The sequence below is a fragment of the Chryseobacterium sp. 3008163 genome (assembly GCF_003669035.1).
Classification (GTDB): domain Bacteria; phylum Bacteroidota; class Bacteroidia; order Flavobacteriales; family Weeksellaceae; genus Chryseobacterium.
In genome coordinates this window covers 2,222,822-2,244,139 of record NZ_CP033070.1, presented here as the reverse complement: position 1 = coordinate 2,244,139, position 21,318 = coordinate 2,222,822, and the positions used below count along the sequence as shown (strand labels likewise).

Below are 21,318 nucleotides of genomic sequence, written 5' to 3'. Positions count from 1 at the left end.
AATTTACTTACCTTTAAAAAAATAAAATTTTAAATGAAAAAATCGGTTGCAATCATTTTTGCGTTTATCATTTCACAATTTCAGGCGCAGCAGAATGCTTATTATCAGCAGGCTGCCCAATATAAGATGGATATTGATGTCAATGCAGAAAAATTTACCTACGAAGGAAATCAGACCCTTAATTATTCCAACAACTCACCGGACGAACTTAATGTCGTGTATTTCCATTTGTACTGGAATGCTTTTAAACCCAATTCAATGATGGATCAAAGAGTTGCCGGACAGGGGAAAAACGGTGATTCGAGATTGCAGAAAGACGGAATTTCAAGACTAGCATCGATTCCGAAAGATCAGGAAGGCGCTCAAAATATCCACTGGATCAAACAAAACGGAAAAAATCTGAAGTTTGAAATTCAGGAAACGGTGATGAAGGTTTATTTAAATGAAGCTTTAAAACCCAATTCCAAAACCACTTTTACGATGGAGTGGGATGCCGTAATACCTCAGCAAATCAGACGTAGCGGAAGAAACAACCGTGAAGGTGTTGATATGACGATGACCCAATGGTATCCGAAAATTGCAGAATACGATTATGACGGCTGGGCAACGTTCGATTATGTGGGAAGAGAATTTCATGCACCGTTTGCCGATTTTGATGTGAACATCAAAATTAACAAAGATTATGTTGTGGGAGCGGGCGGAACGCTTTTGAATCCTACAGAAGTGAAAGGTTATGATGCATCGGCAAATATTAAATCCGATAAAAATAAAGCTACATGGAAATGGACTGCCAAAAATATGCTTGACTTCGCATGGGCGGCAGACAGGGATTATTCTGTAGAAAGTTTTGATGTGCCGGAAGGCCCGAAAGTGTTTTTCGTATATCAAAAGAATGATAAAACAAAAGCTTGGGGTGAAGCACAACCTTACGTGACGAAGTATTTCCAGATTATGAATTCCCGTTTCGGTAAATATGCTTATCCTTCTTACGCTTTCATCCAAGGTGGTGACGGCGGTATGGAATACGGAATGTGTACGATGATTTTAGGTGAAGCAAAAAAACTTGAAGATTTGATGGGGCTGATGGTTCATGAAGGATCGCACTCATGGTATCAGCAGATGCTGGCAACCAACGAGCCTACAAGACCCTGGATGGATGAGGGTTTTACAAGCTATGCCGAAAGCATTGTAATGCATCAGTTATTTCCGCCAACAGATCAAAGGCCGAATCCTTTTGTAGATAAAATAAATTCTTACAGAGGAATTGTGCAAAAAGGAATTGAAGAGCCGGCAGTTTGGTTGGGTGACCATCACGACAACGGTACCGCGTACAGCTTTGCAAGTTATGTGAAAGGAGAATTGTATTTAGTGCAGTTAGGATATATCGTTGGAGAGCAGAATTTAGAAAAAATCATGACCGAATATTTCAAAGAGTGGAACATGAAACATCCTACCGACAGAGATTTCCTTCATATTGCACAGAGGGTTTCTGGGATGGATCTGAAGTGGTTTCATCATTACTGGATCAACACCATAAAGACGATTGACTACGGAATTAAAGACATACAATACGATGCAAAATCTACAACGATCACGTTGTTGAACAATGGTCAGATTCCGATGCCTACTGATTTTTCTGTAATGACGACAGATAAGAAAATCATTACCTACTACATTCCGATGAACATGACCCACACCTGGAAACAGAAAGACGGTTACGGCGATTTTACAACAGAAAAATACTGGCCATGGACGCAGAAAGAATATACCCTGACAATTCCTTACACCAAATCTCAACTGTCATTGTTAGGAATAGATTTTAGCCAGAGAATGGCAGATGTGAATCCTGAGAATAATTTTGTTGAAGTGAAATAGCTTGGTTTAACTCAATAAAATAATCCCCGAAGATTTTTTCTTTGGGGATTTGTTTTGTATTAATGAAAACTGCATTTGGTTACAAACAACAGTGTTTGGAGCTTCTGTAGGTTGCATTTTGTTTCCAACAACTTGCGGGAGACTAAATGCAGTTGCATTTTCTTTAAAACAGGTCTGTTTTAAACCTATGTATTTTGCATGTTGTTACAAACAAGTCTGTTTGTAATGTTTGTAAGTTGTATTTTGTTTAAAACGGATATGTTGTAGATTGAAGTAAATTAGATTTTATTAAAATAAAGCAATTGTATTAGATACCAGACTTAAGAGAATAGAACTTTGTATATTTAAATAATAGTATGAAAAGATGAAGAATTTTATTTTAATATTTCTAATTATTTTTGTGATTGTTGCTTGTGAAGAGGAGAAAAATAATGGTTTTGATACTGAAGAGAAAAGTATTGAATATGTTTTGGAAAAGTCCCCCATGATCGATAAAAATCTGAAGCAAGTTCGACAAGTAAATTTAGATTCTCTATCAATTACTTTATTTAGAAATTCTAAAAAAGTTGATTATGACGAAGTGCTTGTTTTTCAAAAAAATAATCAATTTTACGCTATTCCATTTCTTTCAAATATGTATTTTGATTATTGGGAATTTCGAAATGAAACACAGTTGCAATTGTATGCAAAAACAAATACAACATTTGAGCAACAATTTAAAGATGTTGTTAGAGAATTAAAATTAAAACCTGATGAAGTCAGATTACTTTTTGATGAATTAATGCTGAGTATTCTACATACAGAAACAAACTTGCATTTTAAGCCACAAATTTTAGAAAATTTTGTTTACAGTACAGAGAGGGTGGACAAATATAAAATTGAAGAGTCCGAAGTGTGTATTGCAAGAACTAAAAGGATTTTTGAAGAGATAAAAAAAGATTCACAAAAAATACGGCGGTACGAAAAGTACTTTCTTGATTCGGAGAACGGAAGAGTTTATCAGCTAATCACTACATCTCATCTAAGCGGAAAATTTAGTTTTCAGATAAAAATATATCGAATTGATTGTTTTTCTTATCCTTTAAATATTTAGAGAGTGTGTGTTACGGAACCAAACTTAAATATCCTTAAGCTGATAATGACAAGTTTCGGAAGAATTGCCATTACTATCGCTTGTATCATAAGAATGAAACACTTTAACATTAAAAATAGAATCAGATATTTTTTTTGTTCCAACATTCTCACCACCATAACCAGAGCTATAATTAGAATGAGTTAAAAACATTGAGGTTATTTTATGATTTACCTGATTGATGATATATAAAGACGAGTCTTGACCTATATTAAGCTCAAATACTAAGTATTGTTTAATATGATTATTCTGAACATACCCTAAAATATACAGTGGAATTTCTCCTTTTCGGTCAGGAATTTGAAAAAACTCACTTTCTGGGACAAATACTATTTGATCCTTTTTAATCTCAGTAAAATTATCACCGTTATCAAGATAAGAATTGAGTGAATGTTCGTCAATCTCTTTAAGATTTGGGATGTCTTTTATCTGTTTTAAGGCTTCGCTACTCGTGTAATTATAGTAAAACGAATAGTCAGTACAGTTTGAAGTTGTTGCTGTTTTTCTACTGATGCAACTTAAGTTGATGAGAAGAAGGAGAAGTATTGTGAAAAAATATTTCATTGTTTATCATTATTTGCTTGAAATATTAAAAAAATATTATTCAAAAATTTGCTAGTAGATTATAGAAGAACACTCTTCATAGATTTCACAATTTGTAGCCATTGAGATTGAGTTGACAATTGTGAAATCGCTTATTATTTAACCAAAAATTGTATGTTGCCTATCTTGTTATCTGTTTTGGCATTTTTAACTGTTAATGTTATGATTTCAGATACTTTTGTATCAACATGTCCGGTGTAGAATGCTTCCCCTAAATAATTGTCATCTTTATCAACAATAATCCAGTTTCGTCCTGCAGAAAGTTGAGTGGGCTCACCCCAAATAATTCTTCTGTAGTTTTCATCTTCTTTGTCTATTGAAAATAGAAAACCATAAAATTTTTGATATGTTGATTGAGTTGAGAAAAATTTTTCATTAAGGTTTTTTATGCTTTTTAAAGAATCCCCCTCAATTTTTAGCTCCAAATCATTAGATACTAAAGTGCCTTCTTTCTTAGATTCTGATAAAGAATTGTAAGAATAATCATGTTCTTGAATAAAACTTCCTCGAAAAATGATGATACTTAAAATATAGTAGAGTGCAGTTATAGAGAGGAATGCTATTAAAATGATTTTAAATTTCATGATAAATTGAATTTAGTATTTAAATCTAATATCCTCTCGAATAAGATTTCTTCTCTTCCAAAAACTCCACCTTATCACCATGTCCGGTTTTAAAAAGCGTTTTTAGCGTAACTCTGTTTTTCTCTGCCGTTGCACTCGAAATATACACATTGAAATGAAGATGCGGCCCGCTGCTCCAGCCGGTATTTCCACTGTACGCAATGAATTGTCCTTTCGTCACACTGTCCCCGAGTTTTACCCGAACACCGTTTTGTTCTAAATGATAATATTGCGCAATCGTTCCGTCGGGATGCAATATCGAAACGTAATTCCCGAAAGGGGCACAGCTTCTCGTCGGGCAACTTTGGTTATTATTCTGTACGATGTCTATGACTAAGCCTTCTCTTGATGCTAAAACTTCCGTGCCTTCGGGCATAATGAAGTCTAAAGAATTTTCATTTTGGTGAGAGAATGTTCCGTTGTACCCCTGATGAATCCAAAATGCTTTTCCTTTTCCGAAAGGTAAATCGTAGACATATTGACTGTCGTAATCTTTTATCGTAATGTCACCAATGTAGCTTCTGTAACCGGGCATTTTTTGACACCCCAGCCTTTCTTTTTATCGTTCACGACAAAGAAAGTTACTTTTTGCTTCATTGTTTTTGCAGGAATTACCTGAGTAGTTTTAAATAATTCAGGTTTCTTTAAATTATTCGTCTCCGGCTGACCGTTGAAAACCAACGACACGGGATAAATCTCCTGATTGTCGACATAGAATGTAATGGTGTCGCCTTTTCTCTCGTTGTACATTTTTACGTTTTTCTGAGAGAAAATTATTGCAAATTGGCTGATGAATATAAGAATTAAAAGTTTTTTCATTGGTGTTTCGAGCTTAATCAATTGTTTTTACAATTATAAACCAATTTTACAGATATTAAAAGGCTCTTTTTATGAAAATTGTTAAATTTACCACCGAAAAGCTATTCAATGAATTCTATCGTAATCAATGTTGGAAACAGCAATATCAGATTTGGCCTTTTTGATGATGACAATTGTGACATCTCTTGGGTCATCAATACAAAACCGTACAGAACTGCAGATGAGTTGCATGGGCAGATGCTGATTTTATATCAAACCTATAAAGTTGATCCTAAAAAAATAGAGAAAATTATCATTGGCTCTGTCGTTCCTCAGTTGACAAGGGAAATTACGTCTGCGATAAGAAAAATTCATGGGATAGTTCCGATAATGGTAGACCGCAATACACAGTCGGAAGTCATTGCAAAGTCTAAACAAATGGGAACAGATATTTACGCCAATCTCGTTGCAGCGCATAATATGTACCCCGACAGGAAAAAAATTGTACTTGATTTTGGAACTGCTCTTACGGCAAGTTGTGTCGCTGAAAATGGTGAATGTTTAGGCGTGATCATTGCTCCGGGAATCGTAACATCATTAAATTCTTTGATTAGCCAAACGGCTCAGCTTCCGGAAATTGAACTCATAAAACCAAAATCTGTTTTGGGTTTAGATACCATCAGTTGTATGCAAAGTGGGATGGTTTACGGCTTCCTCGGAATGGTAGAAGGTTTCATCGACCGTATCAACGATGAGGTAAACGACGACTGTTTCGTCATTGCGACCGGCGGAGTTTCTCACGTCTACAAGCCGCTGACCGATAAAATACATATTGCAGATAGACTGCATACCCTAAAAGGATTATACTTTTTGGGGAAAGATTTATAATTGACGCTGAGTTTAGACTAACCTTTTATTTAAGTTTAAACCTCAACCTTTAACTCAACCTATCTTTTCGATTTGAAAAACTCTTTTACAATAGAAGAGCATTCATTTTCCATAATTCCTGTGATGATTTCTGTTTTGGGATGAAGGCTTAGATTTTTATTAATAAATCCGCGCTGCTCGTCTCTGGCACCAATCACCACTTTTGAAATCTGTGACCATGAAAGTGCTCCCGAACACATCACGCAAGGCTCTAAGGTTACATACAAAGTACAGTTGATCAAATATTTTCCGCCTAAAAAATTGGCAGCAGAGGTGATGGCCTGCATTTCGGCGTGGGCAGTAACATCGTTTAAAGTTTCGGTAAGATTGTGTGCTCGTGCAATCACACGATTATTTGAAACTACTACACATCCGATAGGAACCTCATCTTTTTCAAAGGCAATCTCGGCTTCCTGAAAAGCCATTTTCATAAAATATTCGTCGGTAAACATTAATCAAATCTTAAAGTTAGAGGAAGTGCAAATTTATATCTTACAGGGTAGCCGTTTAATCTTGCAGGGTCCCATTTTTCTTTAGTTAGATATACAGCTAAAATAGCATATTTATTAAAGGTTTCATTTACTCCTTCCGCTTTTACAAACTGTATACTTCCGTTTTTTCTACTATAAATGTAAGTCTTGATGTAACTGTACCCTTAGCTTCAATCTCATCTCCATAAAAATTATTAATTACTTCATTTTGAAAGTAGGAAGTTCCTTTAGGATGAACTGGAAGTATTTGACCCACTTCATTTTTTACAATTTTACTAGAGTCTAAAGGTATTATTTGAGGTCTTATTTTAGAGATTTCATCCAAATATTCTTGTTGTGCATCAAACGAAAGGGTTCTTAGAGCTACACTTTTTTTCATTTTTAAAATTCCTACACTTTCTTTCAAATTTTGTTGGAAATATCATCTTTATATTTCTGCTCTATTTTTTCAATTTCAGCATCATATTTTTGTTTTATTAATTTTAAATTTTCGGTTTGTTGGGCGAAACAAAAATTTACAAATAAAAGCAAAAACAGAATTAGATTTTTCATAGTACTTTCAATAATTAAATTATAAAAATAAAAGCTTAGTGCAAAACTAAGCTTTTCATTAAATATTTTTTAAAATTTAAAAACGATATCCGATACCACCCATTATTTTTCCGGTTACTTCATCGAAATAATGTTTGTCTCTGTCCCCGAATCTTCTGGCAATACCACCACTGGCTTCAATCACTAAATTGTTTTTCATTACCCATTTTCCTCCGACTCCAAAACCGATTCCTACGGTTGTAAAATTGCCTTTGGTGACAGATGAGGTGTAATAATATCCGTTGATGTCGTCGTAATTATAAGAATAAATGTCATTGGATTCTGTAGTTACTGGTATGAAGCCTTCCAGGAAAAATCCGGAGGCATATTTTTTACCAAAGTACATTCTGTAAAAAGCTGAGAATTGCGAAAATCTGCCATCTTCAGGATCTAATTTAATCATTGCATTGATACCTAATCCCTTGTTTTCAGACAATAGCCTTTCATAGGAAACATTAGCCATCGGGACGGCAATTAATAAAATAGGATCTGCAAGAACATCGTTTTTTCTTTGTTTTTCTGTTTCCTGAGCTTGTGCAGAAAATAATCCGAAAAATAGAGAGAATGAGAGTAAAAGTCTTTTCATAGATTTTTTCTCAAATGTAATATTTAAAATAAGACGACCAAGAAAATTTTATCAATTACTCAAGGTTAATCGCTAAAGGCAGTCTGAATCGGTATCTTACAGGATTTCCGTTAACAGAAGCAGGTGAAAATTTATCCGGGATTGAATACAATGCGATCTCTGCCTGACGGTTAAACGTAAAGTTTTCACCTTCTGCCTGCACATTGCTGATGCTGCCGTCTTGTTCTACAACAAAAGCGACTACTGCTTTGCTATTGCCTGTTTCAGAATAAACACCATCTCCGTAGAAGAGATCTGCAACCTGTTTTCTCAAGTTATTCATTCCGCCGGGATAATTGGCAGTCTGGTCTATCGTCTGAGAAACAGCAGGTGATGCTGAAGTAGATTTGGTATTGATTTTACTTAAATCTTCAAGGTTTTTTACCTTAAGCAAAGCTCCGATGAGAGCGACATTTTCAATGCTATCCATCTTTTTCATGAAAAGAGAAAATCTTGTTTGATAGCTGTTTTTATAACAGTATTCTTTTCTGCATCAAATTTTTTCTTGAATTCCTGATTAAGCATGCTTCTATGCTGGTTGTAATAGTTTTTTACCATTTTGAATTCCTCGACTTGTTGAGAAAAACAAAATGTTGAAAGGAGCATAAAAAAGAGATATAAAGCTTTCAAAAGATGATTGTTTATGTAAATGTAATCAAAAAAGATGCAAAAAATTTAATCTTCAAAATAACTGTTGAGCGATTCTTGTAAATGTTTTTTAATCTCTTCGACTAAAGTTTTAGGTTCAAGAACTTCTACTTCTTTTCCATAAGATAAAATCTCCTGCATAAAGTCGTAAGTAGGGTGGAGGAAAAACTCAAAAATGATTTCTCCCGGAGTTTCTTTAATCTCTTTCTGAGACTGATGAAGTGCAAAGCTACGAATGTATTCTCCCTGATGTCTGCTGCATTTCAAGACAATTTTCTGAGGATTTTGTTCGGTAAGATTCATTACCCCGAAAGCATTTTTGAAATGTTCTCTGAAGTTGTATTTGTATTTTTCTTTGAATTTTGCAGCATTAACATCCAGATAATTGATACGGTCTAAACCAAAGGATTTTAGAGCTTTGTCTTTGGTATCAATTGCAATAAGATACCAACGGTCTTTCGATTCTTTCAATGCCAAAGGATGAACTTTTCTGGAAGTCATCAGCTTGTTTTTGTAATTGTAATGTTCAAAAGTCACGACTCTTTTATTACGAATAGCAAAGAAAAGATCATAAAAATGCTCGACTCCGGTGGGTTTTCTGCTTTCGAAAAAGATATAATCTGCAAAATCCGGGTGTACATTTAATGCATTACTTACCTGAAAAGATTCTAATAATTTTTGGTTATACTCATCGACTTCCATAATCGGCCGGCTCTCGATATAATAACGGTTGTCACCTTTCTTTTTGTTGTGAATAGAAAGATTAAAAAGCCCCGAAATCTCACGGATATCCCTCTGTAAAGTACGGATAGAGTAACTCTTTATATCTGCATCCTGAAATTCAAAAGAGTTGAGAAGATAGTCTTCCAGTTGTGAATAAGTAGACGGAGCACTTTCTAATTTCTTAATGATTAAGGCATATCTTGTGAGGTAAAAGTCTTTTTTCATTCGGGTATTTTTATGTTTTTAACTTTGCTATTTTGTTTTTTTGTCGAATGGAACGCAAGCGTATCATTGTCTAATTTTCTAAAACAAATATATGCGGTTAATGCGACAAAAGGTGTCGTGTTTTATTTTTGTGGATAAGTTTTTTGGAATATATTCTTAGACTTTCCAAAGGAATTTCTTTGTATTTATTTCGGATAAATATATCCAGCCAACTTACGACGGCAAAGCTTATGAAATATAATCCTTCGGAATTGTGGAATTTGTAATTGCGATTGATTATTTGTGTGTTTTAACAATGATTAAAAAATTGAGAAAGTGATTGGAAATAAAAAGCCACACGATACAATCGTGCGGCAGCGGGGGGAATTCCAAAATCTTATTATAGACATTGTTTTCACTCAGTCTATTTTTAATATTAGATTCCTAAATTATTCTCAGCAAGATAAACACGCTTATCAATCATTTCTGAAAAAGTTTTATAGGGAGTATTCCAGATAATTTCATCATCATCATTGTCATAAGCTTCGTGTAATGAACAGTTTTTCGGTTGTGGATTATCCCCCTCATCCAAATAAATAAATGTTCCACATTCTCCATCCAATACATTAAGTATGGCAAACGGGCGAACCATATTAATTTTTCTTTTTTTAATCCGCTTTTAAAAAACTCTGTTCCTTTTGGAGTCTTTTTGCCATAATGATTTAATTGTATCGTACTGAATTCCCCTCCTAAAAACAAGAATTCTCTATAAGCTTTAGGGAAAGGCAAGCCATTATTCATTTCTAATTCCATTTGTAGGATTTCAGCTTCACTTAATCCTCTTGGAGAGCCAAATGTATTATATAGCTTACCAATTCCATTTTCTTTGTACTGTTTGTACTTTTTTAAATATACTATTTCCATAATTTTAATATAAAAGAGACTGCTTTTTACACAGTCTCTAGTAAAATTACTTCAGAATCTTATACGTTGTATAATCTCTAATGGTTTTCAACTCATAAACTTCCTGTTTATCAGCATTTATAATCTTAATATTTTCTAAAGGGACATTTTGGCAATGAATAAAACTTATGAATTGTGTGGCATTAAAATTTCCTTTTACAATAATATCAAATCCTTTCTCTGTTTCTAATGAACTATACCACTCCCACTCTTTAATTTTTTGAAAACTATAAATAGTTGAATCTACATCATAAAGTAATTCATCATATTTTTTATTGTCATCATCTAACTGCTTAATCTTATTAACAATTCCTTGTGGTAATAATTGTTCCCATTTAGGATCCTCATAGGAAAGAGTTTTATTTTTTAAGAAAGTGAATACTGCATTTTTAAAATTTTCCAATACCTCTTTAGCATTGTTAATATTTCTTACCCGAATGATTTCATATCCTTTTAAAGGTTTTTCTCCCTTTACATTAAGTTGTATGTTTCCTTGTTCTGTCATCGCTTTATTTCTTAATAATTACTGCTTTTCTCTTAAATATTTTTTCAAAGTCTTCTATTTTCATTGCATAAGAAGTTCCTTTATTCATAGGCAATGGATCTCGTAAAAAAACTTTGCCATTTTCTACTTTTTCCAATACAACTGCATGACTACCAAAATTATCACTGCCAATACTAATAATAGCCTTATCACCATCTTCTAACTTCTCCAACAATTTAGGTAAGAATATTTTACTCTCTGCAATAGCTGTTACTTCATCTATTCTTTTAAAGTCTAACGCATTTGGTATATCTAAAATAGAAGCACCATCTGCATCTGTTTTTAAAGCTCTTGCTAATTCATCTTCTAACTTTAAAATCCCCTTGTCATCAAGTATCATTCTTAAAGAAGTTGCAGCACAAGTATGGTCAGTAGATTGTCCAAAAATTTTAGTTTCACTTATCCATTTTTCTATTTTTATTCCTGCATTTTCAGCAAAAGATTTGGTTACATCTCCTCCTCCTTTTTGAAATTTTCTTCCTTTGATGATGACTTCTTCAATATCTTTTGCTTCTTCTATCAAATCCTCAGCCTTAGCACCATTTTTTGCCCCTGTAAAAAGTTCTTCAATAAACTTGATAAATCCTTTAAACCCTTTAACACACGCTTTTCCAAATCTAACAATAAATCTTGAAAGCAAAGCCAGTAAATCTGTAATTCCAAATGTTATAGCAGACATTGCTTCCCTTGTTATTACTTTTAATAGACTTGCAGCTTTTTGTACATAGGTGGTTCCTTTTATAATGTTTCCAGAACCTGCTGTGAAAATAAGAAGTAAAATATTGATGATGAACTCAAAAGCAATAATTCCCACATAAAATGCTACTGTATAACGAGATGTATTGTCCCAATATCCTTTCAATTTGTCAAATATACCTTCAAAATCAGATTGCGAGATTCCCCCACTTGAATTAAAAAGGTTTTTTACGCCTTTTAAGAAAACAGGAGCATTTGCAAGAATCCAATCCAATACATCTTCTGCTTTCTCTAGTAAATCTCTTCTCTCTTTATACTGTTCATAAGAAAAAGCTGTTGTTGGTTGGAAAAGAAACTGTAATATATATAAAATACATTGTAAAAGTCCAACAAGTCCACTATTGATACCACAGTAAAAAGCATTGGCTATTTTAAGAACTTCAATGCCTATCTTTGCCAACTCCACCAATTCACCCTTAACCTCAGAAAGAAAATTTTTAATCGTACCAATGACACTACTAATTTTCTCTACAAGTCCTTTGAAAGCATCAGGTAAATGCTCATTAGAGGCATCTTTTACCTTACTTGCTGCTTGTTCTACCAGCTCCCAAACCTGAGTAAAGGCAACCTCTGCTCCCTGCACAAAAGGGTTATCTCCTAAATCTTCAAAAAAATGTGCAGTTTTGTTTAGGTTAGCTCCTCCTATAAAAGGAATTAGAGGAGAGTAGTCTTTGGCTTCAGGATTGTAATTCTTCTCAGTAGGTTTTAAACTTTCTAATTGCTCTGCACACCAACCAATAGCATCAGCAGGAATGGCAGTAATATCTCCTATAATTTCTTCAAATCTTTTGTCTCCTGTATAAAACTGATATTCTCTCATTAAAGCATCACGCACCAAAGTGGCATTAATCTTATCTCCTTCATGAGTATATGCTAGTTGGGCTAAGAAAGCAGCTTCATCTTCCATAGAGGTAATATTCTTAAAGAACTTTCCACCAATAGATGATGGCAATGGTTCAGGAAATCTCTTGAAAAGTTGAACAAAATAATCTCCCATTTTGGCAACATAAAAGTCTCCTGCAAAATTGGATTTCTTGGAATCTGGTTTCTCGTAAAAAAGAAAAAGACTTTGAGGTTCCCTTTTATTAGAATTGTAACTTCCCAATACTTGTGAGCCGTTTTCACAAGACAGCACTTCTGCTCTATATTCATATCTTTTCTTTCCGTTCTCATCTACACCAGTAGAAGCGAAAACAGATACGGGGTCATCTGTGAGATAAGAATACCCTAAAGGTGTATTTCTATAATCATGGAACTTGCTCCTGAACTCAGGAGAATCGTCCCTGTTGATTATAGTATTTTCAAAGGTTTTTTTTCCTTCAAAACCTTTGCTTACTTCTTCAAAAGAAAGTATTTTGTATTCGGATAAATCTCCGAATTCGTCTTCAAAGTTTTCCATTTTCTTTGTTTTTAGTTATTAAACATTTCTCATTAATCTTTTTTCAAATGCATTAGGATATAAGGCAGCACAATAAAGTGCTGCCCAATAGCCTCGGTTTTTACCCGATTAATGATTTGAAAATTTAAAAGATTACACTAAAAATTTAGAAAGCGGAGCCTGATTTTCGTATTCTTCTGCGGTAAGTGGTTGCCCAGTTTTATCTAGAATTCTTGGAAGTCCGAAATCTATTATAGGAGAATTTACTTTCAGATGTGTTTCTGCATCAGTAGTGAAAGCGAAAGGAAACATTTTTTTTGTAGGATCTGCACTCACTTCTTCAAACTCAAAGTTTTTAATCAGCCTTACATTTACTTTAAAGGTAATGCCGTTTTCTCCGGTAGGATATGCTTCTACACCTTCAATTTGTGAAACTTCTTCTGCAATACGCTTGTACAATTTTATTGAAGGTTCAGATTCTGGGATGTTATCTATTTCAAATGTATTTCCAAGACATTCAAATTTTTTAGGATAAACACCTGCATCTTTAAAATTCTGAATAGTTTTAAATGAAATATCCTCCATTTCATTATAGCTGATTTCAATCCATTTATCTGCAGATTGCCCAATCTGATTATTATTCAGTTCAAAATTGCTTCCGCACATTTCTCCTAATTGATCGTCAAACTTTACTCCTGGCTCGCAGTTGCAAGGCAATGCTTTTTCTACTCTTAAGCCGATAGAATCTGCCTGTAGAATGGTTAAAGCTGTAGGGATTTTTTCTCTCCACGGTTCTCCTTGTTTTTTGCCTAATGCAGAACGCATTTCGTCTACAATTGATAAGAACATTAGGTCGTCGATTACAGGAACTTCACCGCCATTCCAAATTTGTCCGGTTGCAAGGAAATGTCTAACGGCTTCTTCAAATCCCGGTCTTACAGTAACAATTACTCTCGCCATACCAGATTGCATAAATGCTCTGAAAGTAGGATCGTTGTCATCAAATTGATACATATCTGACCATCTGTCTCTTTTACCCCAATAATAAGGATAGAAATAGTAGCTCATAATATCCCATTCAAATGCCTGTTCCATGAACTTCACAAAAGCGGTATATTGATCTAAACCTGAATCTAATTTAATTTCGGTATTAGTAAAGCTTTCGGTTGCATTATCGGTTTGATAATATTTGTTCTTACCAAACGTCAATGCAGCACCAGGATTCTGATCAATCATATAAGAAATACAGTTTTTTCTTAAGATTGTGTTTTCGATTTTTCTGTAGAAACCTGGGTTGGAACCTTTGATCTGTACACCTAATGCTTTTGCTTCTGATAGAGCTTGGTTGTATTTGTCCATTTCAGCGTTGTATGCTTCGATGATTTTGTTGAAGGTTGACTGTAGCCAAGCATTTTTTGCATCAGGAGTTAATGTACAAGTAGCAACTAACGATCCAGATACTGTTTCAATATCCCAAGATCTGAAAGCAATTGCAATATTTTTTCTAATCTCACCTCCTGAAAAAGTCATATTAATATTACACATTTGAGAAGCTGAAGAATTAGGGTGTACTTCTCCACAAATCATTAGATTGAAAGTGCCGGGAATGTTGTAACTTCCCCAATGAAGCGATCCTGTAGATACTTTACCTTTCAGGCTTTTAAGCATATATCCTTCTGATAATTGAATGTCTTTATTATAAGTTCCAGACCATCTTCCATATCCTTCGTCTGATGATGTATGACCAAGCCCTTTTTCAGAGAAAGAATAACTTTCAGTAATTTCTTTATCTAAAAACTCAATATCTACCTTATATTTACTAAGCCAATATTTTAATTTTGTATCGTCTTCTAAAGAAGAAAAATTTTCTAATTTATGAACTGAAGACTCTCTCGGGTCAACAGGCTTTGCAAGCTGCTGATTACTATCAATCATTTTCATTCCTAGAGAATGTAATTTTGCCGGTTCAGGAATCATAAACTCAAACATCATACGTTTACCGTAATTATAGATTTGGTTTTTCACTACTTTATCTACCCATCTGTAAACTCCTACTACGTGATTGCTTCCTTTGGTATTATCGAAACCATGCTTGTTGTTTTCTTCATATTCTTCTAATACTTTGTCGATACGTTCTTCTTTTACTTTAGTAACAATTCTGTCTAAAGCTCTTGCAGTAATATCTTTAGCTTCTGTAACTGCTTGTCGGTTGCTTTCTTCTTTTGAGTTGTGAGTGGCGTAACTTGCGTTGGCAGTGATTCCAAAACTTGCAGAATTACCAACTTTCCAATTTGCTTGTGCTCCGGCTTGCGCTGCAAAATCTTTAGATTCCTGTAAGATTTTAGAAATCTCACTCTGCATCTCATGTCTTTCGGTAGAAGTGGTATCGGTCAGTTTTTCCTTTTCAGATTCTGAAGATTTTGTAGTTTGAGACTCGCTTCTTTTTAATCTTCTTGTAGAACGCTCTTTATATTCGCGGGCCATGATGTTTTCGATGTGGGCAACATCTCCTTCTACATAGCAATAGGTACTTTGTTCTACTTTTAGATAATCTGCAATCCCGATGTTTTTCATACCAAATCCTGAAGGGATGAAAGAAGATGTTTCAGGGTTTTTTATTGGCGTTTCGGGTGTTCCCGGATTCTCCGGTGTTCCTGGTTTTGGTGGGTCTACAGGCATGCATCCATCGGCACCTCTGAAATGATATTGTTTAGTCATTCTATCCAAATCATTCGGGTCAATCTCTAATGTGACATTTATATTATAAATATTGCCATCACTTAGTTTTATTTCTCCTTTTAAAATAAACAGCTCCACTCTGTAAGTTTCGGATGTAGGAATTTTAGGCGAGTCAAACAATAAATAAGAACCTCCGCCTAACGGGGATAAGCTTGTGGATTGGAAATCGACACCATTTAATTCTATCTTATAGTTTGCAGATACTATTTGCAGATTGCTGTCTAAAGATAAAAGTAAACTCCATTCGGTTGCACTGCGAGCATAGGTTTTTATGCTGTAAGGAATATAGCTAGTAGAAGAATTATTATTTACAGGAATAACGACACCTCCAACATTTGCAGAAACCTGTTGATTAAGAACCGTATTGTTTAAAACTGTTTGCTGTAAAGATTGATTATTCTGATTGATATTTTGGCTCAGCTCATCAAATGAAGAAATACCTGATAATGCTTCTTTAAGGCTTGGTGCCCCGAATAGTTTGAGCAATGTGCTTTGATCATTCGCACTCATTGTTTTGCTCATTGCCTCAGCGCTGATTTCCGGCGTTTCAAATCTGAAAGCAAATTCGGGGATTTCTACTTCAGGAGTGGTAATCTGCATGATTTCTTCCTTGATGCGGTGAAGCTCCATATCCAGTTCACTATTTGCATAGAACTTTTCAGGGTCAGCTACGCTAAGCTGAGTGAGATAATTGATTCTGTTTTCTAAAATTTGTTTTTTTCTGTCAGCTTCAGAAGCTTCTCTTTGTGAGCTCTTTAAAAGTGGTTTTACAGTTTGCTGATATTCGTTATATACTTCTTTGTAAGCTTCATCATGCTGCTTTTTAAAAGTTTTTTCTAATTTTGAAAGAGAGTCTTTCAAATCTTGATTTTCTTTCAAGTTAAGAGTTGCTTCCGCAAATTTCATCGATTTATTATCGTAAGTAGTCCTCTGGGCTATCGAAAAACCTGTAGTGTTGAAATCGGTTTGAGAAACTTTAAATAATTCTTTAGGCAAAACGACTTTAGCCTTTTTCATATCTTCAAAAGCCTCTTCAGATTGATCATACTCTTTAAGAATATGGGCTAAATGCAGATATTGCATAATCAGTTCTTTTGCGTAAAAGTCTTTTTGAGTTACTACCTGATAAACGAGGTTATCCCAAAGAACATGATCAACGTTGAAAGCTCCCAATGTTTTACAAAGCGCAATCTGTTTGTCAAATTCTTCTTTTGTGGCAGTAGATTTATTTCTTGCAACCCAAACCGCAAAATCATAAAAATTAGGGTAAAGGGCTTTTAAAGAATCTTCGGAATGTACTGTAAAACCAGTAATAGATGCTGGATTTCTAAATACTGATTGTAAAGTAGTTGTAGAGTTTACCAAAGAATCAATTGCACTTGTACTTTTTGCCTGTTGGCTTCTGAAGATAAATCTTCTGTTTTTATTTTTCGGATCTGATAGTTCCGGGTTTCTCATTGCTGCAAATCTGAATAGTGTTTGCGAAGAGTTGTTTGTGTTTAAATTTGTTGACATTTTAAAATTGTTTTGATTTTTAAGATTAAAATTTGATAAATTCTTTTTAGGAATATTTGTATGTAATATTATTTAAGTGGTTTCAGTCTACAGAATATCCACTCTGATTGTTAATCAGTGAAGTATTGATGAAAATTTTATGAATTAAAATATTAGAATTAAGTTGTGGCAAAACTTACCAGGTAAACTTAGAATTAGATTAGCTTAAAATCTTAGCATTTCCATAAAAGCCTTTTTTGACCAATCTCTGCTGGCGAGTAATATAATACTCATTTGTTTCTTCGGAGCGTACTATGTCTACAATGTTGCCATCTTTATGAACTTCTATATCAAAAGGAGCTGTATTGATTATTGTCATTTGCTTTCCGGGAGCTAAATCACTTTCAAGCTTTAGAAATTGTACAGGATATTGATCTGTAATAATAATTGTGTTTAGATTACTTCTAGCAGATATCGAATAATCAGGATCTATGTGCTCTGACGCTATTTTGTTCAGGCTTTCTTCGACAAATGAATGAGTTGCGTAATCCTGTGACTCTACCCATGATTGGGTTGTAGCAGTGTTGGCAATATTATTCCAATTGTTGATGTCTGTTTTGGAAAAATCACCTTCACTCCAAATCTTATACCATGTGTTTGACCACGTATTATCAATACCATTTCTTATTTTAAGCATTGGTGCACCTCCCGCATTTAACCCAATCTGGTTCGCAAAAGCTAACTGATAGGATGAGTCACCTGTTGATGCTGTTGTACCATCCCATGGTGAATATGTCATCACACCTGCATAGTTACCCGAACCACCAACAGTATTTGCATTTGCAAAGTCATATCTAACTCTTTGTCCGTTTTCGTTAGGTTTAATATCATTAGGGTTCCGTGAACCATCTCTACATGCAACAAAATTATTTGTTATTTGTACAGAATTGCCGTTCGATAGCGTTAATTGTTGACCCACATTACCCTCGTTCCCTACTGATAGTGTTTGATTTCCGTAGTTGTTTGCAACCCATGATTGAGTTGCTACATTTTGCCCTTCTTCAATGACAGGTAAATATCCTCTTTTGCTCATTGTGGTAGTGTTAATCCCCTGCCACAATTCTATTCTATCACCATCTGTGGGAATGTCCAATCTTGAATGCCAAGTGTTAATTCCCTTAATATGTAATGAATTCCCATAAGTGCTATGAAATCCGGTACCACCTGCATAATCAGTTATAGAGATTGGGTAATCTATATTTGCTGCATAAGCATCTTGATGTGCCCCTCTAGCTTTTAAATATCCTGCAAAATTATGATTGCCCCAATCAAAAGCTTGTTTCCAATCTTGAGATGTTCCATGGGTATTAGTTACAATATTGTCAATATATCCTTTACCATTTACGATTAGTGTACAATCTGGTCTTTCATTAACACCTGCTCTCAATGCCATTCTTGCATTACTATGATTTAATTGGCAATAGGGAGCGTTTCCCACTGCTGGAAAATCATCAGATTTAAACCATCCTATGAAAACATTTTCTTCAGAAGGATTGTCGGGGTTTTTCACCACTGCTTTGTTAGTGCCTGCGTTAATAGCGATAAAATCAGAGTTGTCAGTTGTTCTTTGTATGGCTAATCTTGGCTTTATAAAAGTATTTCCAGTGACGGCACCTCCTGTAAGTGGTAGATAATTGGGAAGTTGCGATGAAGGTACTTTTCCATTGACCAAATCAGCTTTTCTATTGAGGTGATTTTCTACACTTTCCGGAAATTCTCGGTTGTTATGCCAATAATCTTCCATGTAATTCCAAAACCATGCGGATGTGGTAATGTCTTTTTTATTAAAATCAGAATCAAATTTTTCCTTTTTTTCCATATTTTATTTTATTTTGTTAAGATTTTTAAGATTAAAATTTTGAAGCCTCTTTTTATTAGAGCTTACTTCAGGTTTTCAGCCTTGTTTTTTAGGGTGGTTTCCGGCTAAAAATATCCACCTTAGACTTTAATAGTGAAGTTCATCATATTGTGCTTTTACTATTTGATTTTGAACATACTTTTAGCTGTCCAACATTTTGTGAATGGTGAATTCAAAGGCTTTTACGAAAATTTAAATGATAGTTTTCTGTGTTTTTATGATACTCTAAAGGTAGGAACAGGACACGACAGAACTTGACCTATTAAAAAGAGATTTTAAAAGATATCTTTTTCTAAAATGTCATTTTCAAAACCTTCCCTGAAGAAATTTGCAATGTCAGAGAGGTGATTTTCGTGATCAAGTTTTGCGTTTTTTCAGAATTGTTATTGGGTTTTCCATAAGATTGTGTTTTTATTGATGAGGTTATTTTTTAATCTTTTCTCTCTTTATCTTTCAAATATAGCAGACAAAAGCGTCAAAACTTGACGTATTTATAATTGATAATAATTTTTTTATTTAATGATTTAAAAGATAAATTTGTTGAAAAAAACATACAAAAACGAGGAGCTTTGTATTTGATTTAGTGTTCAGAAAAAAGAAAGAGGCTGTCTTTACGGACAGCCTCTTTTGTTTAAAAAGAATTTATTATAACTGAGCCTGGCTGCTCACTAAGATCTGTACATCACTACTTGTGATAAGACCTCCGTTGCCAACGCGCATAGAATCTAACTTAAAGCTTGAAAAATAGGTGCTAGGTAATTTAAACCAGAGATAAACGTGAGAGTCTGAGCCGACATATTGTCCCGCTGTAATCGCTGTAGAATTTAAAATTCCTGTTTTATTATTAGTAATATTTGATATTTCTGCATAACAATATCCTACCCAGGTGACATCAATGATATCAGCAGCCCCATACGCATACCCTGAAGCCTTGATATGATACATTGCACGGTCTGTTGTGACTCTGTAAGGAAGTTTGATGTGAAAAATATCTGTTGCACTATGATTTGCTGTGAAATATTTGGCAATCCCTTCCCTTGTACTTCCTACATCAGTAGGTCCTTCAAGATCTAATATAATGTTTCCGGTTTGTCCATTGACGCTCTGCACCAAACTATTGGGAATCCCCATATTGTTTCGGATATCCTGAAGAGAGATTTGTGCAATAATAGCATTATCCATCCCTCTAAGTCTTAGGTAGCCGTTTTCTGTATTGATATTATTCGTGATTCTTGCAAGCTGAGGACCGTCGAGATGCGCATAACTTTCTAAAAAGTCTGCAAACTGGTTTTGCGTAGGCCTTTTTCCGGCTTTGAAATATTCTTTTAATTCTGTGATTAATCTTTTTGGCATTACTGTTTATTTATTTGTGATTTTAATTGCTCAATCTCTTTGTTCTGGGAAATTGCATATAATGTGAGTTCTTCGATTTTCTGAAGAAGTTTTATTTGAAAATCACCAACGGCCAAACCATTTTTTTCCATTTCTTTTGCGGAAGGAATTTCAGGAAGATGTTTGTGTTTTGTAATAAAATATTCTAAATCAGAAATGGTTTTGAGATTATATCCTGTATCGAATACAAAATCAGCTGTTGGGGTTGGGCTGATTACAACATCTTTAGCCTCTAATTTACCGAATAATGCCATATTTCCGTAATCAGAAATTTGTAACCTACACCCATAAGTACCATCATTAAAATAATTCCAAAACTGTAATGAATTTCCATACTGTCCTGTCATATTATATATTCTCCATGTTGCTGCAGAATCATTTGGTTTGCTTGGATTAGATATATTAATATATCCGCCTTCATTACTTGCAATTGTTGATCTTATGCCACCATTTACATCAAGTTTCTCCTCTGGGTTGACTGTTCCAATTCCAACATTACCATTAGGTTCAGCTGCTATAATTTTTCTCCATGCTTGAGTTGCATCATTTGATGTTTTTCTGTACCATAAATCTTGGTCATAGAAACTCCCGGCAACCTGCATTGCATAATTGTTATTGACATTAGAATGTCTTACGTCTAAGAGATGCCACCAAGAAGATGCTCCTGCAGGATAATTGATTGGGCTAGATGTCTGATGAAATCCACTTCTCACACCTTCTCCTGATGCGCCGGCATTATCTCTGTTTAGGGTATTTGTGCCTGCTTCCCCGTAAGCTAAATCTGATACATCAAGATGAATATAACTGTCAATGAAATCTCCAAACTGACTTTCCGTAGGTCTTTTTCCGGCTTGGAAATAATTCTTTAATTCTGATTTTGTTCTTTTTGCCATG

The 21,318-nt window shown here is 34.4% G+C and carries 19 protein-coding genes; 3 read left to right on the top strand and 16 right to left on the bottom strand.

Annotated elements, in window-relative coordinates; translation table 11 throughout:
- The first annotated feature begins 33 nt into the window (after positions 1-33).
- Together EAG08_RS10105 and EAG08_RS10100 are read left to right on the top strand one after the other, a co-directional pair.
- Positions 34-1,875 (top strand): M1 family metallopeptidase, encoded by a 1,842-nt coding sequence (locus EAG08_RS10105; protein ID WP_129535320.1) that lies wholly within the window; start codon positions 34-36, stop codon positions 1,873-1,875.
- A gap of 364 nt (positions 1,876-2,239) precedes the next feature.
- The gene (locus EAG08_RS10100; protein ID WP_129535319.1) at positions 2,240-2,968 is read left to right on the top strand and encodes a hypothetical protein; all 729 of its coding nucleotides are present in this window, start codon (positions 2,240-2,242) and stop codon (positions 2,966-2,968) included.
- Between the two features lie 24 nt (positions 2,969-2,992).
- Here the strand turns inward: EAG08_RS10100 and EAG08_RS10095 are convergent, their stop codons facing one another.
- The 4 genes from EAG08_RS10095 to EAG08_RS22035 form a co-directional block, all read right to left on the bottom strand.
- Entirely contained in the window at positions 2,993-3,571 is a 579-nt protein-coding gene (locus EAG08_RS10095; protein WP_129535318.1) for a hypothetical protein, read from the bottom strand.
- 134 nt (positions 3,572-3,705) lie between these two features.
- Complete coding sequence (locus tag EAG08_RS10090; RefSeq protein ID WP_129535317.1) at positions 3,706-4,194, bottom strand: hypothetical protein; 489 nt, start codon at positions 4,192-4,194, stop codon at positions 3,706-3,708.
- Positions 4,195-4,219: 25 nt separating this feature from the next.
- Complete coding sequence (locus EAG08_RS10085; RefSeq protein ID WP_228446852.1) at positions 4,220-4,768, bottom strand: M23 family metallopeptidase; 549 nt, start codon at positions 4,766-4,768, stop codon at positions 4,220-4,222.
- On the bottom strand, positions 4,729-5,052 hold the full coding sequence (locus tag EAG08_RS22035; RefSeq protein WP_228446851.1) for a hypothetical protein: 324 nt from the start codon (positions 5,050-5,052) through the stop codon (positions 4,729-4,731). The genes EAG08_RS10085 and EAG08_RS22035 overlap by 40 nt, the downstream gene beginning before the upstream one ends.
- Positions 5,053-5,160: 108 nt before the next feature.
- Here EAG08_RS22035 and EAG08_RS10080 point away from each other — a divergent pair, with 108 nt between their 5' ends.
- Positions 5,161-5,919, top strand: coding sequence for a type III pantothenate kinase (locus tag EAG08_RS10080; RefSeq protein ID WP_129535316.1), 759 nt, complete (start codon positions 5,161-5,163; stop codon positions 5,917-5,919).
- Between the two features lie 59 nt (positions 5,920-5,978).
- On the opposite strand, the gene EAG08_RS10075 is transcribed toward EAG08_RS10080, so the two are convergent.
- From EAG08_RS10075 to EAG08_RS10015, 12 genes are all read right to left on the bottom strand, one after another.
- Positions 5,979-6,410, bottom strand: a complete 432-nt coding sequence (locus EAG08_RS10075; protein WP_129535315.1) for a nucleoside deaminase — start codon at positions 6,408-6,410, stop codon at positions 5,979-5,981.
- 142 nt (positions 6,411-6,552) lie between these two features.
- Complete coding sequence (locus EAG08_RS10070; protein ID WP_129535314.1) at positions 6,553-6,855, bottom strand: hypothetical protein; 303 nt, start codon at positions 6,853-6,855, stop codon at positions 6,553-6,555.
- A gap of 222 nt (positions 6,856-7,077) precedes the next feature.
- Entirely contained in the window at positions 7,078-7,626 is a 549-nt protein-coding gene (locus EAG08_RS10065) for a hypothetical protein (RefSeq protein ID WP_129535313.1), read from the bottom strand.
- Positions 7,627-7,681: 55 nt separating this feature from the next.
- Entirely contained in the window at positions 7,682-8,095 is a 414-nt protein-coding gene (locus tag EAG08_RS10060; protein ID WP_228446850.1) for an energy transducer TonB, read from the bottom strand.
- 245 nt (positions 8,096-8,340) lie between these two features.
- A complete protein-coding gene (locus EAG08_RS10055; RefSeq protein WP_129535312.1) occupies positions 8,341-9,261 on the bottom strand; it encodes a helix-turn-helix transcriptional regulator in 921 nt (306 codons plus the stop codon).
- Between the two features lie 459 nt (positions 9,262-9,720).
- On the bottom strand, positions 9,721-10,164 hold the full coding sequence (locus EAG08_RS10045) for a hypothetical protein (RefSeq protein ID WP_129535311.1): 444 nt from the start codon (positions 10,162-10,164) through the stop codon (positions 9,721-9,723).
- A gap of 46 nt (positions 10,165-10,210) precedes the next feature.
- A complete protein-coding gene (locus tag EAG08_RS10040) occupies positions 10,211-10,708 on the bottom strand; it encodes a hypothetical protein (RefSeq protein WP_129535310.1) in 498 nt (165 codons plus the stop codon).
- 4 nt (positions 10,709-10,712) lie between these two features.
- Positions 10,713-12,902, bottom strand: coding sequence for a cysteine peptidase family C39 domain-containing protein (locus EAG08_RS10035; RefSeq protein ID WP_129535309.1), 2,190 nt, complete (start codon positions 12,900-12,902; stop codon positions 10,713-10,715).
- Positions 12,903-13,034: 132 nt separating this feature from the next.
- Entirely contained in the window at positions 13,035-17,135 is a 4,101-nt protein-coding gene (locus tag EAG08_RS10030; protein WP_129535308.1) for a hypothetical protein, read from the bottom strand.
- A gap of 199 nt (positions 17,136-17,334) precedes the next feature.
- Positions 17,335-18,993: a hypothetical protein gene (locus EAG08_RS10025; RefSeq protein WP_129535307.1), complete on the bottom strand. Its 1,659-nt coding sequence runs from the start codon at positions 18,991-18,993 to the stop codon at positions 17,335-17,337.
- A 684-nt stretch (positions 18,994-19,677) separates the two neighbouring features.
- Entirely contained in the window at positions 19,678-20,385 is a 708-nt protein-coding gene (locus EAG08_RS10020) for a hypothetical protein (protein WP_129535306.1), read from the bottom strand.
- A complete protein-coding gene (locus EAG08_RS10015; protein ID WP_129535305.1) occupies positions 20,385-21,317 on the bottom strand; it encodes a hypothetical protein in 933 nt (310 codons plus the stop codon). Before EAG08_RS10015 ends, EAG08_RS10020 begins: the two co-directional genes overlap by 1 nt.
- Position 21,318: the final 1 nt, after the last annotated feature.